Genomic DNA, 16,829 nt, shown 5'->3' with positions numbered 1-16,829 from the left:
TGGTCTGAAAATTGTGAATAAACTACAGATGAAATTTAGAAAATATATAATGAAAGATATAATGATTATGAATGTAAAGAAGATTGCTTTTGGAGCAGCGGTTGTATTTTTTAGCAATTTTACGATCGCACAGACGTTACAAGATGGTATAAACAGCATTGACAGTGATAAATTTGCACAGGCAAAAAATAATTTCACTCAAATGATTGCTAAAGCACCGGAAGCAGAAAATTATTTCTATTTAGGAAATACATATTTAAGACAGTCTGAGCCAGATTTTGCACAAGCAACCGAGAATTTTAATAAAGGTCTTGCAGTAGATAAAAAAGGTTATTTAAATAGACTTGGATTAGCAACTGTAAAATTAGGAAAAGGAGATAAAAGTGCTATCTCTGAGATTCAGGAAATAGTGAAAGATTCAAGGGAGAAAGATGCGGAAGTGCTTTTTAGAGCTGCTGAAGCATTAACTTTATTTGAGAAAAACAACTCGCCTGATCTTGCTATTCAATTTCTTAACAAAGCAATTGAGAGAGCTAAAAAAGACGTTCCAGCTTATTATTACTATACTTTAGGTGATGCTTACAGACTAAAGAGAATTCCTGGTGATGCGATGTCTGCATATGACAAAGCTTTGCCTTTAGCAAAAAATAAAGCTTCTGTTTACACCAGAATTGGTACTCTTTGGATGGCAGCTCAACAGTGGCAGCAGGCAAAGACAAGTATTGACAAAGCGATTGCAACAGATCCTACGTATGCGCCAGCTTACAAAGCTTTAGCGGCTTATGATATTAAATATCAGGAAAATGCAAAGGCTACTCAGGATTTGATTAACTATACGAAATATGCTGATGAAGATCCTTATACGCAGTTAGAAATTGCAAAGCTATATTTTACAAACGAAGATTATGCAAATTCAAAAATGATTTTAGATAAGATTTTTGATAAGATTAATGATCCTATCAAATTCAAATTGAGATCATACGTGAATTACGCAGATGGAAAATATGCAGAAGCAAAGCAGAACATGGATACATTTGTTTCTCAGGCAGAGAAATCTAGAGTTCAGCCTGCTGACCAAGGATTGCAAGGTCTTATTGCTGCTGGTTTAGCAAAAACAGAAACAGATGCTGCTAAAAAATCAGCTTTAATGACTGAAGCTCAGCAAAAAGTAGCGATTGCTAAAGCGGCAAAAGATGAAACGATGAAATGGGATATGGAACTTGTGAAAATTGCTGGTGGTGGAGCATCACAATCAGCTGTTGATTCAGGACCAACTAATCCTCAAATCGAAGCATTGAAAAAGCAAGTTGCTGCTAATGCTCAGGATTCTGACGCTTTATACAAACTTGCAACTGCTTATCAGGATGCAAAAAACTGGAATGGTGCTATACTGACATGGCAGAAAATGAGTGCAATATTACCAGATTGGGCTCCTGCTTACTACAGTTTAGGGTATGCTTATCAGCAAGCAACAAATAATGATGCGGCAAAAATTGCTTACGAAAAATATATTGCAACAGTAAAACCTGCAGAAGTAGAAGCTAACAAACAAACTTTAGCATATGCTTACTTTGCAGTTGCATACTTATCTAAAGATTCTGATCCTGCAAAAGCTAAAGATTACGTTGCTAAATCTTTGCAACTAGATCCTACTTATCAGGATGCTGTAAAATTAAATACAGAAATTAACAAATAATTTAATAAGTTATTTATATTAAAACTTCCCATTCATTAAGTTTGGGAAGTTTTTATTTTAAATCTTATATTTGAATATATGCACATTTATCTCAATTAAGGAAAGTTTAAATGTGATACATTAAATATTAAAAATAATGAAAACAGATATACTCGCTTTTGGGGCCCATCCGGACGATGTTGAACTTGGCTGTGGCGGCACAATAGCTAAATTAATTTCAGAAGGGAAAACTTGCGTTATTATCGATCTTACAAAAGGTGAGCTTGGAACTCGTGGTACCGATCAAACTAGACATGAAGAGGCAACGGAATCTGCTAAAATTTTAGGAGTCGCGGCGAGAGAAAATCTTGGGATGAAAGATGGTTTTTTGATTAATTCTGAAGAATACCAGATGGAAATTGTAAAAATGATCCGTAAATACCGCCCGGAAATAGTTTTAGCGAATGCAATCGATGATCGACATCCAGATCATGCAAAAGCAGCAAAATTAGTATCTGATGCGTGTTTTCTCGCTGGCTTGAGAAAGATTCAGACAAATATAGATGGGAAAAGCCAAGATGTATGGAGACCAAAACAGATTTTCCATTATATTCAGTGGAAAGATATAAAGCCGGAGTTTGTTATCGATATATCTGAACATCTCGATAAAAAGCTGCAAGCCTGTATGGCTTTTAAAACCCAGTTTTACGATCCCGAATCGAAGGAACCTGAAACACCGATCACTTCTAAAGACTTTTATGAAAGCCTTACGTATCGTGCTCAGGATTTAGGAAGATTGTCGGGAGTTACTTATGCTGAGGGATTTACGACTGAGAAGCTTATTGCAATGAAAAATTTTGACGGAATTGTTTTGTAATTAAAAAATATATCCTATATTTGCACCACCAAAAACGGTGATTGTAGCTCAGTTGGTTAGAGCGCCGGATTGTGGTTCCGGAGGTCGGGGGTTCGAGACCCCTCATTCACCCACTCAAACACATTTTCTTAGGAAAGTGTGTTTTTTTGTGCCTAAAAAAAGCATCTTAATAAAGATGCTTGTGTTTTTATATAATCTGGTTTTAGTTACGGCTAAACCTCGTCGTCAGAATCGATCGTGTAGGTTTTGCTCTTAAAATCTTTATCATGTTTTTCAGATATTACATCTTCACCTTTTTCATTGATGATAAAATCTGTAGATTCATTAAACATCTCCTGAAAGCTTTTAAAATCTTCTTTATATAGATAAATTTTATGCTTTTCGAATGTAGCCTCTCCATTCTCCCCGAAATTCTTTTTGCTTTCGGTAATTGTAAGATAATAATCTCCTGCTTTCGTCTCGCGCACATCAAAGAAATACGTTCTTCTTCCTGCTTTTAACACCTTCGTGAAAATTTCATTCTCATGGCGTTCCTTGTATTCACTCATTATTAGATATTTTTTAATCTTGTTAAGAACAAATATAAAATTTTTCTTTTAATCACAAAATTTTTTTTATGATTTATTTAACATTTATGAACAAATTGGCTAAGCAGTTACAGAATTGGTAATTTCAGTAAGATTAATGATTTTATCAGCTCGTTGAGCGCTAGACTCTCGGTGAGTGATAATTATAGAAGTTGCATTATGAATTTTAGTATCTATATTTTCAAGAATATTCTGTTCGGTTTCTGTGTCTAAAGCAGATAAAGAATCATCGAAAATGATGATATTTGGATCTTTTATCAAAGCTCTAGCAATACAAATTCGTTGTTTTTGACCCCCGGAAAGCATCACGCCACGCTCTCCAACCATGGTTTTATATCCTTCTTTGAAATCGATGATATTTTTGTGAACGTCTGCAATTTTAGAATATTCAACCACCTTCTCGTGCGTAGGATTATCGATCGAAAAACCAATATTATGTTCGATAGAATCTGAAAACAAATAACTTTCCTGAGGAATATAGCCTATAAAATCACGATAATTATCAAGGTTATGATCCTTCAGGTTTTTTCCGTCGACTAAAATTTCACCTTCACTTGGGTCGATCAATCTGCATAAAAGCAGAGCAATGGTAGATTTTCCGCTCCCGGTTTTACCCATTATCGCTAGAGATTGTCCGGCATTAATTTTAAAACTTAAATTTTCTAAAGCTTTAATACCTGTATTCGGGTAAACATAAGATACATTCCTGAATTCGATATCCCCTTTTATGTCGTACTTTTCAAAGTTTGTATTAATAACATCAGATTTTTTATCCATAAATTCATTAATTCTTTGCATCGAAGCTTCAGCTCTCTGGTTTACTGAAGTTACCCAGCCGACCATAGAAAATGGCCATATCAAAATATTGATGTACATGAAAAAATCAGCAATTTTCCCTACTGTCAATTCACCCGCAATATATTTCTGTCCGCCAATCAGGATGATCGCAACATTTAATAATCCGATTACGAATAAAATAATGGTAAAGAAATACGCTTCTGTTTTTGCTAAATCTAAAGCTTTATCCTGATAGTCGGTAACCTTTGAGCTATAATTTTTCTTAATATAATTTTCCTTTGCGAAAAATTTAACAACACGGATTCCCGAAAAACTGTCCTGTACAAAAGTTGAAATTGCAGACTGACTTTTCTGCATGATTTTAGACTTTTTATTGATGATCGAGCTGACTTTGAAAATGATGTACGAAAGAATAGGTAATGGAAATAATGTCCAGACAGTCATTGAAACATCAGTTTTCAACATGTAGATACATGTGATCGTCAATAAAATCAGTAAGTTAACAACGTACATCACACCAGGGCCGAGATACATTCTTACGGCAACAACATCTTCACTTAAACGGTTCATCAAATCTCCGGTGGTTGTTGTTTTGTAATCTGTTAATGATAAATCCTGATAGTGCCTGTAGATCTTATTTTTGAGTTCATATTCAATTCTTCTTGATGCTACAATAATGGTTTGTCTCATCATAAAGGTGAAAAATCCGGTTAGAAGTGAGCAGCCTACGATGATTGCAACATAAATAAGAACTTGTTTGTTAAAGCCTAGGCTTCCTGTTTTCGTTAGTTCGTCCACAGATTTTCCTACAAACTGTACCTTATAAATGTTGAAAAAGTTGCTGGCAATGATAAAGAGTAAGCCCCAAAACAATAATATTTTGTGCTTCCAAAAGTATGGGTTTAGAGTTTTTAAAGCTTTCATAAACTTTTGCAAATTTACGAAAATAGAGCCAGACTACGAATTTGATAAATTTTAAATTTTGTATCTTTGCACCCATAAAAAGCTCTTTGAATGTTAGGAAGAAGACAAATCCGTGAGAAAGTAGTAGAAAGTGTGTATTCTTACTACCAAAATCCAATAAAATTTGATGTTTTAGAGAAAAACATGTTCTATGGAATAGAGAAAATCTATAATCTTTATGTATTGGAACTTAATTTTTTAGTGTCTCTAAAAAATCTTGCAGAAAATCAAATGGAAATTGGGAAGAATAAATACTTCAAAACCGATTCTGAAATCAATCCCAACCAGAAATTCATTAATAATCAAGTTTTAATCAAGTTGGAAGAAAATCCTGAAAGACTTTTCTTTTCCGGGCAACACGCTGATTTGAAATGGGATTTGCATGATGATTTTTTGGTAAGAACATTTCAGAGAATGACGTCAGGAAAGCGTTATCAGGATTTCATGAAAGAAGAAGGTTATTCTTTTGATGATGATCAAAAATTTATTGGGAAATTATTTTTGAGATATGTTGCGGAAAACGAAGACTTCCATGATTATGTAAGTGACAGAGAACTGACTTGGGCCGATGATATTCATATTGCCAACTCTATGGTTCAGAAAACGATTGGTTTTATCAAAGAAAATGAAGACAGCCGAACTTTAATTAAGATGATTAAAGACGAAGATGACAAGTCTTTTGCGGGCAAACTTTTGAGAGATACGCTCAATAACTGGGAAACCAATGAAAAGAAACTATCTGAAAGATTAGAAAACTGGGATTTAGAAAGGGTGGCTTTAATGGATAAGGTAATTCTTACAACAGCAATTTCTGAACTTGATAATTTTCCTTTAACACCTTCAAGAGTTATTATTAATGAATATATTGAGATCGCAAAAGTTTTTGCTACAGACCGTTCGAATATATTCATCAACGGTATTTTAGATAAATATTGTAAAGATTTAAACAGAATATAAATAAATAAAAAATGAAAAAGTCGTTATCAATTATCGCTTTGTCTATCATAGGCTTTGGTTTGGTTTCTTGTAAAAAAGAAGAAAACAAAGAACTTCAAAATTCAGAAACCATTGTTCCAGATTCTCTTAGCACTGTGCCTGGAGATTCTCTACCTCAAAAAACCGAAACTTCAGTTGCCGGAGAAGCTGCTGCACCAGTTTCTAATCAACCGTTGACTACCGTTGCATTATCAGAAAGCAATTTTGATTTTGGAAACATCAAAAAAGGTGATAAGGTAAATCACGTGTATGAAGTGACTAATACAGGAACTAATCCTTTGGTGATTTCTGAAGTGAAACCAGGATGCGGATGTACTGCTCCGGAATTTACGAAAGACCCAATTTTACCAGGTAAAAAAGGTAAAATTACATTAAGCTTTGATTCATCAAGTTTTGATGGGGCAGTTCAAAAGTTTGCAGACGTTTATGCAAATGTTGAAAAATCGCCTATCAAGTTAACGTTCAATGCGAACATTCAACCTAAATAATATGTTAACAATATTTTTACAGACAGCACCAGCTGGAGGATCCTCTCCAATGATGCTGATCATGATGGGTGTGATGTTTGTCGGGTTTTATTTCCTGATGATCAGACCTCAGATGAAAAAGCAGAAACAGGAGAAAAAATTTCAGGAAGAATTGAAAGTTGGAAGCAGAGTAGTGCTTACTTCTGGTCTTCACGGGAGAATATCTCAGATTCAGGAAGATGGTATCGTTATTGAAACGCTTTCAGGAAAATTGAAGTTCGAAAAAGCGGCAATTTCGAGAGAGTTTACTGCTGCAAGATTTGGCGATAAAGCTACAGCAACTGCTGATAAAAAAGAAGTTATCGATACTGAAAAGAAATAATTTTTCAGAATTAAATAATACTGCAAAACGGCGCGGTGACCAAAGGTCACCGCGCCGTTTGTTTTCACGCTATTGTTACTTGATGATTTAAAGCATTTGAAGTAATTCAAGTATATTCAAATACAAGCAATAAATATGGTTGAACTTCTCCCTAAAAAAATATCTTTACAAAATCAATTTAAAAACAAACTAACAATACCATGAAAAAAAATCTATTCTGCCTTGCTTTTATCTTATTAAGCCTTTTTTCTTTCGCCCAGAAAATTCCGTTTGAGATTAAAAAAAGTGCTCTGTTCAAAGACGAATATGAAAATTCAACAATCGTACTTGCAGAAGATGACGGGAAAGGTGGAGTTGTTATTGTAAGATCTTATTACGGCGGTACTTTTTCCACAGGATTCGGATATTATTTTGAGCATTATAATTCTGATTTAAAACTCATTAAAGAATTTGAATATGAAATTAAATATTCCAAAGTAGTAAGGCAAAGTTCGGTTTTGGGAATCATCATGGATGGCGAAAAAGTTCATATTATCGACTTTATATACGAAAAAGATCAGAAGGCATACATTTGCTCTTCAATTTCCGCAAGTATTAATGATTTTAATTTCAAGAAAACTGAATTGTTCCATGTGGATAGTGAGGAAATAAGACAATTTGCATTTCTTGGCTTCGGAGTTTTTGATAGTGATTCCGGTGCCAGAATGATTGTAAATGAAGATCGTACGGCTTTTGCAGTGACGGTGGATATTAAAGACAGAAATGTAGAAACGCACAAAATGTTTGTTTTTGATCAGTCGCTTAAAAAGAATATAGATTATACTTTCAAAAGAGACATCAAAGACAGAAAATTCGTTTATGAAAATATAGATGTTTCGCGAGACGGAAAAACTATTTATGTCTTAGGAAAAGTATATACTGACGAGCAGCGAAAGAAAAAAGAAGGAGGTAAATATCAATACGAGCTCACAAGTATATCAGAAGGAAGTGTAAAAACGCAGGTTTTTGACTCTGAAGAACATTTTGCAGCTTCTTTAAAAACTATTGTTTTGGATGACCGTTTGGTTTGTCTCGGATTTTATTCGGATAGAAAAGATAGAAGATTTAAAGGAATTTGCTATTATGAACTGAATCCGATGACTTTGGAAATTAAAAAGGTAAAATACAATCCGTTTACCGAGCAATTTATTGTAGATAAATATGGAAAAGACAAAGATAAAGAACTTAAGAATTTATCTTTCAGGAAAATAATTACAATTTCCAACGGAGATATTATTTTTAATGCAGAAGAATTTTATTTAACGGTTTCCACTTTTACTGGGCCTTACGGCGGCGGATCTTCCCAGACAATTTATCATTACGATGATATCGTAACTGCGAGAATTAATAAAAATGGTGAGATTGTTTGGGCGAGAAACATTAATAAAAGACAGAAAACCGGCGGGGACGAATCTTATATTTCTTACACGTCAACTGCGTTGGCGAATGATGCTTACTTTTTTATCAATACCGGCGAAAAAGTAAGGAAACTCAGCAATGACCGAATACAGTTTGGGCAGACAAATACAAGAAGATCTAACCTCAATGTTATCAAGATTAATGAAAACGGAGATTTTGATTATCAGGAAATATTGGATGACGAAGATAATGAAGTTCCTTTTATGGTTTCAAATGGTGTCATTTCAGGAAACTCTACCTTCTTCATGGGAAGAAAAGGGACGAAAAAACAACTTTTAAAAATTTCTTTATAATTAAAATCACTTCTATTAGTTAAGATTTTCAGACATAAATTAAAAGAGGCTGGTAAAATATTCGTGCTTATTTGTGAATAAAAATGTGAATCTTCTGCTTAATCATTTCTTAGATTTGCTAAACTTGTCTTTAAAAAATATCTTTGCCCGATGAATCAAAACACAAATAAAACCGTTCTTATTCTCGGTGCCAATTCTGATGTTGCCAAGCAGTGTATTTTACAATATATCGAAAAAGGTTTTGCGGTTATTGCAGCTTCCAGAAATACCGATGCTCTGCTTGAATTTTCCATTAAAAACAATTTAGTTTCGCTAATTACAGTTTTGTATTTTGATGCAGCAGATTTTGATTCACATCAAAGATTTTATAATGAACTTCCTAGAAAGCCTCATATTGTTATTTACGCTGCCGGATTTTTAGTGGAAAATACAGACGCGTTGAATGATTTTAAAAACACTCAACAAATGATAACGGTCAACTACATGGGAGCGGTTTCTATTCTGAATATTATTGCCACGGACGAAAACAATAAAAATTTAGAAAGAATTATCGGATTGTCTTCGCTTTCAGGTGTTAGAGGGCGAAAGAGTAATTTTGTTTATGGAAGTACAAAAGCTGCTTTTACTACTTATTTGGCGGGTTTAAGACAGGAATTAGCGCAAAGAAATATTAAAGTTAACGTTTTGGTGAGCGGATATATTAATACGAAAATCAACGCCGGATTAGATTTAAATAAAAATCTTCTGATGGAACCTGATTATGTTGCAAAACATATCGTTAATGCCGGAAATTCTTTCACTATCGTTCCCAATTTTAAATGGAAAATGATTTACTTTATTTTAAAAATGTTGCCGGAGAATTTGGTGGCTAAGTTGCCGTGATTACTTTTTTAAAGTAGATTTGTTCTTTAAAAAATCTATGATATTTTGATATTTATCAGTTTCTTCTTGGTTTACAATGTAAGTGAAAGGAGATCCCATTTGCGCAGTGATATAGATGGCTTTTCCAGAAACCTCGTAGGAAACATATTTCCAAATACTTCTTATATCGTACTGCTCGCTTCTAATATAAAATGAATTTTCATCAAGGTACAGTTCTGTAATAGGGTTAAATTCTTTTAGTTCAGCTATGTGTTTTTGTATCTTAGAATTATAGTTTGCTTTATTAAATAAGAATATGGAAAGATAGATAAGGCAAAAAATGACCACAAAAATCCCAATAAACCTTAAAAAATCAATCCTGCTTCTATCGCTTTTAAAAATACTATCAATAATACTTAAAAATAAAACTATAAAGAAAAAATTCTTTATTAAGGTAGGTAATTTCTTTTTCCAGGAATGGAAAAAGTATTTTTCCATTTGTCTTTTAGCAATTTTTTCATCAAAAGTGATAAATATTTGTAGAGGAGTAACCATGTACATTTTATTTTTGCAAAAATATAGATTTACTCTTCATCCTGCAATAATTCCAACGCCTTCATCATATCAATCCCCTTTCCTAAAACCGGTTTAAACAAATCTCCCTTCGCTTTTATTCTTTCGAGAGCATTTTCAATATTGAAATCAGTCGGCTTCAATCCCTTTTTAACTTCATCCCATTCTAAAGGCATTGAGACAGAGGCTCCATCTTTTGGTCTTATACTGTATACGCTTGCCAAAGTTTGTCCGGTTCTGTTTTGAAGATAATCGAGATAGATTTTTTTATCATCTCTTTTTTGCAGACTTCTTTCTAAAGTGGTGATTTTCGGCAACTTTTCATTGACTTGTTTCATTAAAATATGTGCGAAATCTTTTACCTGATCAAAATCGTATTTTCCGCCCATCGGAATGTAAACATGAATTCCTGTACTCCCGGAAGTCTTACAATATCCTTTAATTTTGATAGAATTTAAAACCTCGTTCACTTGCAAAGCGGTTTCAATCACATCATCAAAACTATTTTTCTTCGAGGGATCGAGATCTAAAACCATAAAATCAGGATGATCCAAATCAGGCAGTGAGCTGTTCCAGGGATTGAGATCAATACAACCCAAATTGTTCAGATAAGCCAAAGTTGCTTTGTCATTACAGTAAATATAATCGATGTACTTATCATTAGATTCTGAGTAAACCTCCGTCGTTTTTATCCATTCTGGAATGTTGTCACTCGCATCTTTTTGATAAAAACTCTGATGATCAATTCCGTTCGGAAAACGATTGAGAGAAAGCGGACGATTTTTTAGATGAGGCAAAATATAGTCTGCTACAGATTGATAATAATCTATAATTTCGCCTTTTGTAACGCCATCTTTCGGAAAATAAATTTTGTTTTGATTGGTAAGTTTTACCTTATGGCGGTTCAATGTAATTTCTGTATCATTTTCAGAGATTTCATTTTTCTTTGGTTGAATCTTAGCTTTCATTTCTTTAGGTTTTTCGTTTACTTCTTCAGGGTTTTTGTCTTCGCGTACTGCAACAAAAACGGGATGACGGAAAATTCCATCATTCGTAATTTCAGAGTATTTTATTTCACAAACTAATTCCGGTTTTATCCAGGTTACCGGCATATTGGTCTTAGGTGTCTCTTCAAAGGGAGAGTTTTTTGTTACCAACTTTAGAAGTCTTTGATGGAGAGCGTGTAAAGATTCATTATTAAATCCTGTTCCTGTGTGTCCTGAATAGGTGAGTTTTTCGTCAATATATTTCCCTAAAATTAGTGCTCCAAAACCTTCCCGCGAGCCACGCGGCTCTGTAAATCCACAAATGATAACTTCTTCTGTGTTGGTGAATTTTATTTTAAGCCAATCTGTACTTCTGCTGTTTTCAAGATACTGGCTGTCAGCTTTTTTGGCGATCATTCCTTCGAGTTGCATTTCCTTCATCTGATCAAAAAATTCAATACCTTTTTCCGGGATATGATCACAGTATTTAATGACATCAGTTTCTACTAAAGCATCTTTTAAAAGTTCTTTTCTTTGTAAAAGCGGAAGCTCTTCCGTAGAATGACCATTGAGCCAGAGCAGGTCAAAAACCTGATACACTAAAGCGAGATCAGGATTATCGCCAATTTGTTGAAGCATCTGAAAGCTCGGTTTTCCATTTTCATCAAAGGCAACAATTTCGCCATCAAGAATCATCTTATGCTTCTGATTTCCAAAATCATTAGAAACTTTGTCAAATTTTGATAAGAAAGAAATGCCGTTTCGGGAATAGAAAAGTGGTTGTTTTTTGCTTAGATCAGCAATCGCGCGATAACCATCCCACTTGATTTCAAAAACCCAATCTTCATCGTCAAACGCTTTCTCGTGCGGTTTAGCAAGCATTGGTTTAATAAAAGTCTTTAGTTTTTTCTCGTCTACCAAAGAGTTAAATCGTTGAAATTGTGGTTTGAGATCAGAATTTACTTTTTTTTGCTGCTTTTTAGGCTTTTTTTTTCCTCTAAAAATTTCGTTACCTCCGAATTTTTTGCCGTATTTTCTTCCGCGTCATAGCTTTCTAAAGCATATTTGTCTTTGTGTTTTATGAGTAACCAAGAATTATTTTCGGCATTTTTCATTTTCACTAAAGCAAATTCACCTTTTAATTTCTTTCCGTGCAATATGAATTTTAATGAACCCGCTTTAAGTTCTTTTAATAATTCTTTCTCATCAGAAAGTTTACTTTGATCGTCCAAAGGCTCGTAAGTCCCACTATCCCAAACTTCCACCTGGCCAGCTCCGTAATTACCTTCTGGTATATTTCCTTCAAAATCTTTATAATCGTAAGGGTGATCTTCAACCATCATTGCAAGTCTTTTGTCATCAGGATTTAGAGACGGACCTTTAGGAACGGCCCAACTTTTCAAAACTCCTTCCATTTCTAATCTAAAATCATAATGAAGTCTTGATGCAGCATGTCTCTGAATCACAAAAATAAGTTTGTCCTCACTTTTTTTTGTTTTTCCCTTAGGTTCAGTAGTTTCGTCGAATCTTCGTTTGTCGTTATAATCTTTTAGTGCCATAATCAGGATGCATTTTTAGATTTCGGAGTTTGCAGACTGGCTTTTAATTGTGCCATCAAGTCGATCACTTTACCTTGTTTTGCAGGCTCAGATTTTTTGAGTTTTACAGATTTTCCTTTTGCTTTTTTCTTGATGATTTTAAGCAGTTCTTCGGAATATGTATTCTTGTAGAATTTCGGGTCAAAAGGTTCTGAAAGTTGTTCGATCAGATTTTTCGCCATTTTGAGTTCGGCGGGCTTCGGAGCTTTTTTGGCTGGAATTTTCAGTTGTTTGTAATCTCTTATTTCCTGATCAAAACGCAGTCTATTTAAAACCAAAACATCATCACTGTACGGTCGAATCATACCAATTGCTTCGGTATCACGCAGAACAAACGTCCCGATGCCTACCATTTTTGTCTGTTGCAATGCTTTGATTAAAAGACGGTAAGCATTTTCACCATTTTTTTGTGGCTCTAGAAAATAAGGAGTTTCAAAATAGACCGAATCTACTTCTACTTCTTTTACGAAATGCTCTATAGAAAGAATTTTTGTTTTCTCCGGACTTGCGGCTTCATAATCTTCATCTTCAAGAATGACGTATTTATCGTCCATCAGATAACCTTTTACGATATTTGCCCACTTGACTTCCTTACCTGTTTTTTCGTTAACTCTCTTGAATTTTATATTTGAAAAATCAGATTTATCCAGCATATCAAGATCCAGTTTGCTGGTTTCCGTCGCAGAATAAATCTTCACAGGAATATTAACTAGGCCAAAACCAATGGCACCGTTCCAAATTGCTTTCATTGTCTTACTTTTCAAAGAAAATACAATGATTGTGCCGTGGGATATTATGCATTAAGATTAGATTTCTCTTAAAAGCGACTTGCTTTCTAAATAATCTATCGTTTTTTTAAGATTTTCTTCATCAATATTGATTTTATCTAAAATGAAATTAATAAACGAAGAAGCTGTGATATAAAGATATTGGTCATCTAAAATACAGTAAGTGATTTCCTTCCAGATAAAATTATATTCAGATTTATAATTTTTAAAACCAAAATGTGTCGGAGTGAATTCCCAAATTACATCGTTGGAATTTATCTTGAGATCGGAAATCTCTTGATCTAATTTATCGTGAAAATTTTTTTTAATTTTTTTGTATTGAGACAGATAGTTGAAATGTGATGAAACTGAGGCTAAAGCAAATCCGAAAAAGAAACCTGAAAAAGTATAATTTTTAGGAAGCACAGTAATAATTCCAAATACAATAAATGTTATTCCCCAATAAAGATTTTTATTGTTTTTTTTGAGATTATTTTTCCATTGTCGTCTGAACTCATATTGATTTATTTTTCTTAAAATCTGTTCTGAATTTGGAGTGTTGTAAGTTAGAATTTCGTCAGCAATCTTTTTAATTAATAATAAAAGCGGAGAAAAAATCTCCGCTTCTAATTTATGCTTTTAAATTTAATTTCAGTTCCAGTTCATCGAGCTGTTCATTCGCAATCGCAGCCGGAGCGTCGATCATTACATCTCGCCCTGAATTATTCTTAGGGAAAGCGATATAATCTCTGATCACTTCATTTCCGTCAAGAATCGCTACCAAACGGTCAAATCCGAAGGCTAAACCACCGTGAGGCGGCGCTCCGTATTTGAAGGCATTCATTAAGAATCCGAATTGAGCTTCTGCTTCTTCTTTTGTAAATCCTAATAAGTCAAACATTCTTGACTGTAAATCTCTGTCGAAAATTCTGATGGAACCACCACCGATTTCGTTTCCGTTCAAAACCATATCGTAAGCGTTGGCTCTTGCTTTTCCTGGATCAGTTTCCAGTAAATGGATATCTTCTGGTTTTGGAGAAGTGAAAGGGTGGTGCATTGCATGGTAACGTCCGCTTTCTTCGTCAAATTCCAATAACGGGAAATCGACAACCCAAAGTGGTGCGAAAACATTTCCTTTTCTTAATCCTAAACGATTTCCGAGCTCCATTCTCAAAGCGGAAAGTTGGGTTCTTACTTTGTGCTCGTTTCCTGAAAGAATCAACATTAAATCGCCTTCTTTCGCTCCAAATTTCTCAATGATTTTTGCTAAATCTTCCTCGTTATAGAATTTATTTACCGAAGATGTTTTCACACCGTCATTCTGGAATTTAGCCCAAACCATTCCTGAAGCTCCGATCTGAGGTCTTTTAACCCAGTCAACGAGCTCATCGATCTGCTTTCTTGTATAATCGGCACAACCTTCAACATTGATTCCGACAACCAATTCTGCGTCATCAAATATTTTAAAATCTTTTCCTTTTACTAAATCGTTCAACTCCACGAATTCCATTCCGAAACGGATATCCGGTTTGTCGTTTCCGTATTTCTGCATTGCATCAGCGAACGTCATTCTTGGGAAAGTTCCGAATTCCTGACCAGTAATATCTTTAATCAGGGTTTTCGTCATTCCTTCGAACACATTCATCACGTCTTCCTGATCTACAAACGCCATTTCACAGTCGATTTGTGTAAATTCAGGCTGTCGATCTGCTCTCAAATCCTCATCACGGAAACATTTCACGATCTGAAAATATTTATCCATTCCACCAACCATCAACAATTGTTTGAAAGTTTGTGGAGACTGTGGCAATGCGTAAAACTGTCCCGGATTCATTCTGCTCGGTACAACAAAATCTCTCGCTCCTTCCGGAGTAGATTTGATTAATACCGGAGTTTCAACCTCGATAAAACCTTCGTCTGAAAGATAATTTCTCACTTTCTGCGCCATTTTGTGACGGAAAATTAATTTATCTCTTACCGGAGCTCTTCTGATATCAAGGTAACGGTATTTCATTCTTAATTCTTCACCACCATCCGTTTCATCTTCAATCGTGAAAGGCGGAAGTTGAGATTCATTAAGAACTTCTAATTTTTCAACTAAAATTTCAATTTCACCAGTTGGAATATTTGGGTTTTTGCTGACTCTTTCGATAACTTTTCCTGTAACCTGAATCACAAATTCTCGTCCCAGTTTTTTTGCATTTTCCATCAATTCCGCCGAAGAACGGTCCTGATCGAAAACCAACTGTGTAACTCCGTAACGATCCCGAAGATCTATCCAAATCATAAATCCTTTATCACGAATGGTTTGTACCCATCCTGAAAGTGTAACTTCTTCATTAAGATTTTTAAGAGACAATTCTCCGTTGGTGTGCGATCGAAACATTTGTTTTAGATGTTAGATATTAGAATTTAGATATTAGACACTCCGGTGCCTAATTTTTCGTTTGCAAAGATAAGATTTTTAGAGAGTTTATAAACAAAAAACTTCCTCGGCAATGAGCCAAAGAAGTTAGAATGATATTGTAAAGTTTTAAACTTTGTAAATCTCTATTTAAGAATATTTGCAAGATTTACTTTTTCGTATTTTACTGCAAAATCTTTAGCAGTTTCGCCGCTTGCATTTTTTAGATTTTTATCTGCACCTTTTTTCAGTAGAGATTGCGCCATATCTGCCTTTCCGTATCTTGCAGCGACCATCAATGGTGATTGATTATTGCAGATTCTGTTGACATCAGTAGTATTGCTTAATAAGAAATTAAAAATATTTTTTCTTTCATATTTTACGCTTAATGCAAGAAGATCATAAGAGTTTTCCTTAATTGCAAAACATTTATTAAAGTCATCTTTTTTAAAAACTTTTTTAAAATCCTGAAGATTGTCAGTTTGGAAGATTTTCATTTGATCTTTAGAAACCTGCTGTGCGAATAATCCGTTTGCGAAAATTGACATTGCAAGAAATAAAGTAGCCGATATAATCTTTTTCATAAAATTTTATTTTTCAATTTAATATACAAATCTAAATATTTTTTTTGATATTTAATCTAACTGTTCGTTCTTTCAAACAATTAAAGATTAAATAAAGAATATTCTGATCTATTCTAAAAGTTTGATGACGTCACTTTTTTCATACTTTTTAGCATAATCTAATGCGGTATATCCTTTTTCGGTTTTTGCTTCTTTTTTAGCGCCGTTCTCCAGAAGTTTTTTTGCAAATTCTGCATTTCCGTATTTTGCAGCAAACATTAGTGGTGTTTTGCCATCACACACTTTTTCCAAATCAGCTTTATCGTCTAAAAGTTTCTGAAATACCTTTTTGCTGTTTAATTTGATAGACAATGCCAATAGCGAATACGAATTCTCTTCGTTCTTATAGCATATATTTATATTTTCTTTGCTTACTAACTTGGTGAAATTTCCAGCATCGTCATATTTAAGCATCTGTTTATGCTCTGTGGATAATTCCTGCGCTGACAAAAAGCTGAATGCAATCATAGAAATTGCTAAAAATAATTTTTTCATAATTTAATGTTTGATTAAAGTTTAAT

Annotated in this window: 17 protein-coding genes and 1 tRNA gene; 8 read left to right on the top strand and 10 right to left on the bottom strand. The window is 34.1% G+C overall.

What is annotated here, in order from left to right; translation table 11 throughout:
* Window positions 1–49: 49 nt before the first annotated feature.
* The 3 genes from PGH12_RS10175 (at window position 50) to PGH12_RS10165 (ending at window position 2,664) form a co-directional block, all read left to right on the top strand.
* Complete coding sequence (locus tag PGH12_RS10175; RefSeq protein ID WP_267599444.1) at window positions 50–1,696, top strand: tetratricopeptide repeat protein; 1,647 nt, start codon at window positions 50–52, stop codon at window positions 1,694–1,696.
* A 136-nt stretch (window positions 1,697–1,832) separates the two neighbouring features.
* Window positions 1,833–2,552: a bacillithiol biosynthesis deacetylase BshB1 gene (gene bshB1 / locus PGH12_RS10170; protein WP_267599445.1), complete on the top strand. Its 720-nt coding sequence runs from the start codon at window positions 1,833–1,835 to the stop codon at window positions 2,550–2,552.
* Between the two features lie 36 nt (window positions 2,553–2,588).
* Window positions 2,589–2,664: transfer RNA gene (locus PGH12_RS10165), tRNA-His, on the top strand.
* Window positions 2,665–2,764: 100 nt separating this feature from the next.
* Here the strand turns inward: PGH12_RS10165 and PGH12_RS10160 are convergent.
* Both PGH12_RS10160 and PGH12_RS10155 read right to left on the bottom strand, forming a co-directional pair.
* On the bottom strand, window positions 2,765–3,100 hold the full coding sequence (locus PGH12_RS10160; RefSeq protein ID WP_191179159.1) for a DUF3276 family protein: 336 nt from the start codon (window positions 3,098–3,100) through the stop codon (window positions 2,765–2,767).
* Window positions 3,101–3,199: 99 nt separating this feature from the next.
* Window positions 3,200–4,861 carry an ABC transporter ATP-binding protein gene (locus PGH12_RS10155; protein WP_267599446.1) on the bottom strand — a complete coding sequence of 554 codons (1,662 nt, stop codon included), beginning with the start codon at window positions 4,859–4,861 and terminating at the stop codon, window positions 3,200–3,202.
* Between the two features lie 90 nt (window positions 4,862–4,951).
* Between PGH12_RS10155 and PGH12_RS10150 the strand changes: the two genes are divergently transcribed.
* From PGH12_RS10150 to PGH12_RS10130, 5 genes are all read left to right on the top strand, one after another.
* Complete coding sequence (locus PGH12_RS10150; protein WP_267599447.1) at window positions 4,952–5,857, top strand: transcription antitermination protein NusB; 906 nt, start codon at window positions 4,952–4,954, stop codon at window positions 5,855–5,857.
* Between the two features lie 11 nt (window positions 5,858–5,868).
* Complete coding sequence (locus PGH12_RS10145) at window positions 5,869–6,384, top strand: DUF1573 domain-containing protein (RefSeq protein ID WP_267599448.1); 516 nt, start codon at window positions 5,869–5,871, stop codon at window positions 6,382–6,384.
* Between the two features lies 1 nt (window position 6,385).
* Entirely contained in the window at window positions 6,386–6,745 is a 360-nt protein-coding gene (yajC, locus tag PGH12_RS10140; protein WP_267599449.1) for a preprotein translocase subunit YajC, read from the top strand.
* Window positions 6,746–6,945: 200 nt separating this feature from the next.
* Window positions 6,946–8,496 carry a hypothetical protein gene (locus PGH12_RS10135; protein WP_267599450.1) on the top strand — a complete coding sequence of 517 codons (1,551 nt, stop codon included), beginning with the start codon at window positions 6,946–6,948 and terminating at the stop codon, window positions 8,494–8,496.
* A gap of 150 nt (window positions 8,497–8,646) precedes the next feature.
* Window positions 8,647–9,378: an SDR family NAD(P)-dependent oxidoreductase gene (locus tag PGH12_RS10130; RefSeq protein ID WP_267599451.1), complete on the top strand. Its 732-nt coding sequence runs from the start codon at window positions 8,647–8,649 to the stop codon at window positions 9,376–9,378.
* Here the strand turns inward: PGH12_RS10130 and PGH12_RS10125 are convergent, their stop codons facing one another.
* The 8 genes from PGH12_RS10125 to PGH12_RS10090 all read right to left on the bottom strand — a co-directional run bounded on the left by PGH12_RS10125 (window position 9,379) and on the right by PGH12_RS10090 (window position 16,803).
* Window positions 9,379–9,912: a hypothetical protein gene (locus PGH12_RS10125; RefSeq protein ID WP_267599452.1), complete on the bottom strand. Its 534-nt coding sequence runs from the start codon at window positions 9,910–9,912 to the stop codon at window positions 9,379–9,381.
* Between the two features lie 29 nt (window positions 9,913–9,941).
* The gene (ligD, locus tag PGH12_RS10120) at window positions 9,942–11,798 is read right to left on the bottom strand and encodes a DNA ligase D (RefSeq protein WP_267599453.1); all 1,857 of its coding nucleotides are present in this window, start codon (window positions 11,796–11,798) and stop codon (window positions 9,942–9,944) included.
* A 77-nt stretch (window positions 11,799–11,875) separates the two neighbouring features.
* Entirely contained in the window at window positions 11,876–12,475 is a 600-nt protein-coding gene (locus tag PGH12_RS10115; protein ID WP_267599454.1) for a DNA polymerase ligase N-terminal domain-containing protein, read from the bottom strand.
* 2 nt (window positions 12,476–12,477) lie between these two features.
* Window positions 12,478–13,263: a non-homologous end joining protein Ku gene (ku, locus tag PGH12_RS10110; protein WP_267599455.1), complete on the bottom strand. Its 786-nt coding sequence runs from the start codon at window positions 13,261–13,263 to the stop codon at window positions 12,478–12,480.
* Between the two features lie 57 nt (window positions 13,264–13,320).
* Complete coding sequence (locus PGH12_RS10105) at window positions 13,321–13,707, bottom strand: hypothetical protein (RefSeq protein ID WP_267599456.1); 387 nt, start codon at window positions 13,705–13,707, stop codon at window positions 13,321–13,323.
* 205 nt (window positions 13,708–13,912) lie between these two features.
* Window positions 13,913–15,667, bottom strand: a complete 1,755-nt coding sequence (gene aspS / locus PGH12_RS10100; protein WP_267599457.1) for an aspartate--tRNA ligase — start codon at window positions 15,665–15,667, stop codon at window positions 13,913–13,915.
* Window positions 15,668–15,831: 164 nt separating this feature from the next.
* A complete protein-coding gene (locus PGH12_RS10095) occupies window positions 15,832–16,269 on the bottom strand; it encodes an ankyrin repeat domain-containing protein (RefSeq protein ID WP_267599458.1) in 438 nt (145 codons plus the stop codon).
* A gap of 108 nt (window positions 16,270–16,377) precedes the next feature.
* On the bottom strand, window positions 16,378–16,803 hold the full coding sequence (locus tag PGH12_RS10090; protein WP_267599459.1) for an ankyrin repeat domain-containing protein: 426 nt from the start codon (window positions 16,801–16,803) through the stop codon (window positions 16,378–16,380).
* Window positions 16,804–16,829 lie beyond the last annotated feature (26 nt).

Origin of the sequence: Chryseobacterium sp. CY350 (assembly GCF_027945075.1) — a bacterium.
Classification (GTDB): domain Bacteria; phylum Bacteroidota; class Bacteroidia; order Flavobacteriales; family Weeksellaceae; genus Chryseobacterium.
The sequence above is the reverse complement of the archived record's forward strand: the minus strand, read 5'-3'. Positions and strand labels throughout refer to the sequence as shown.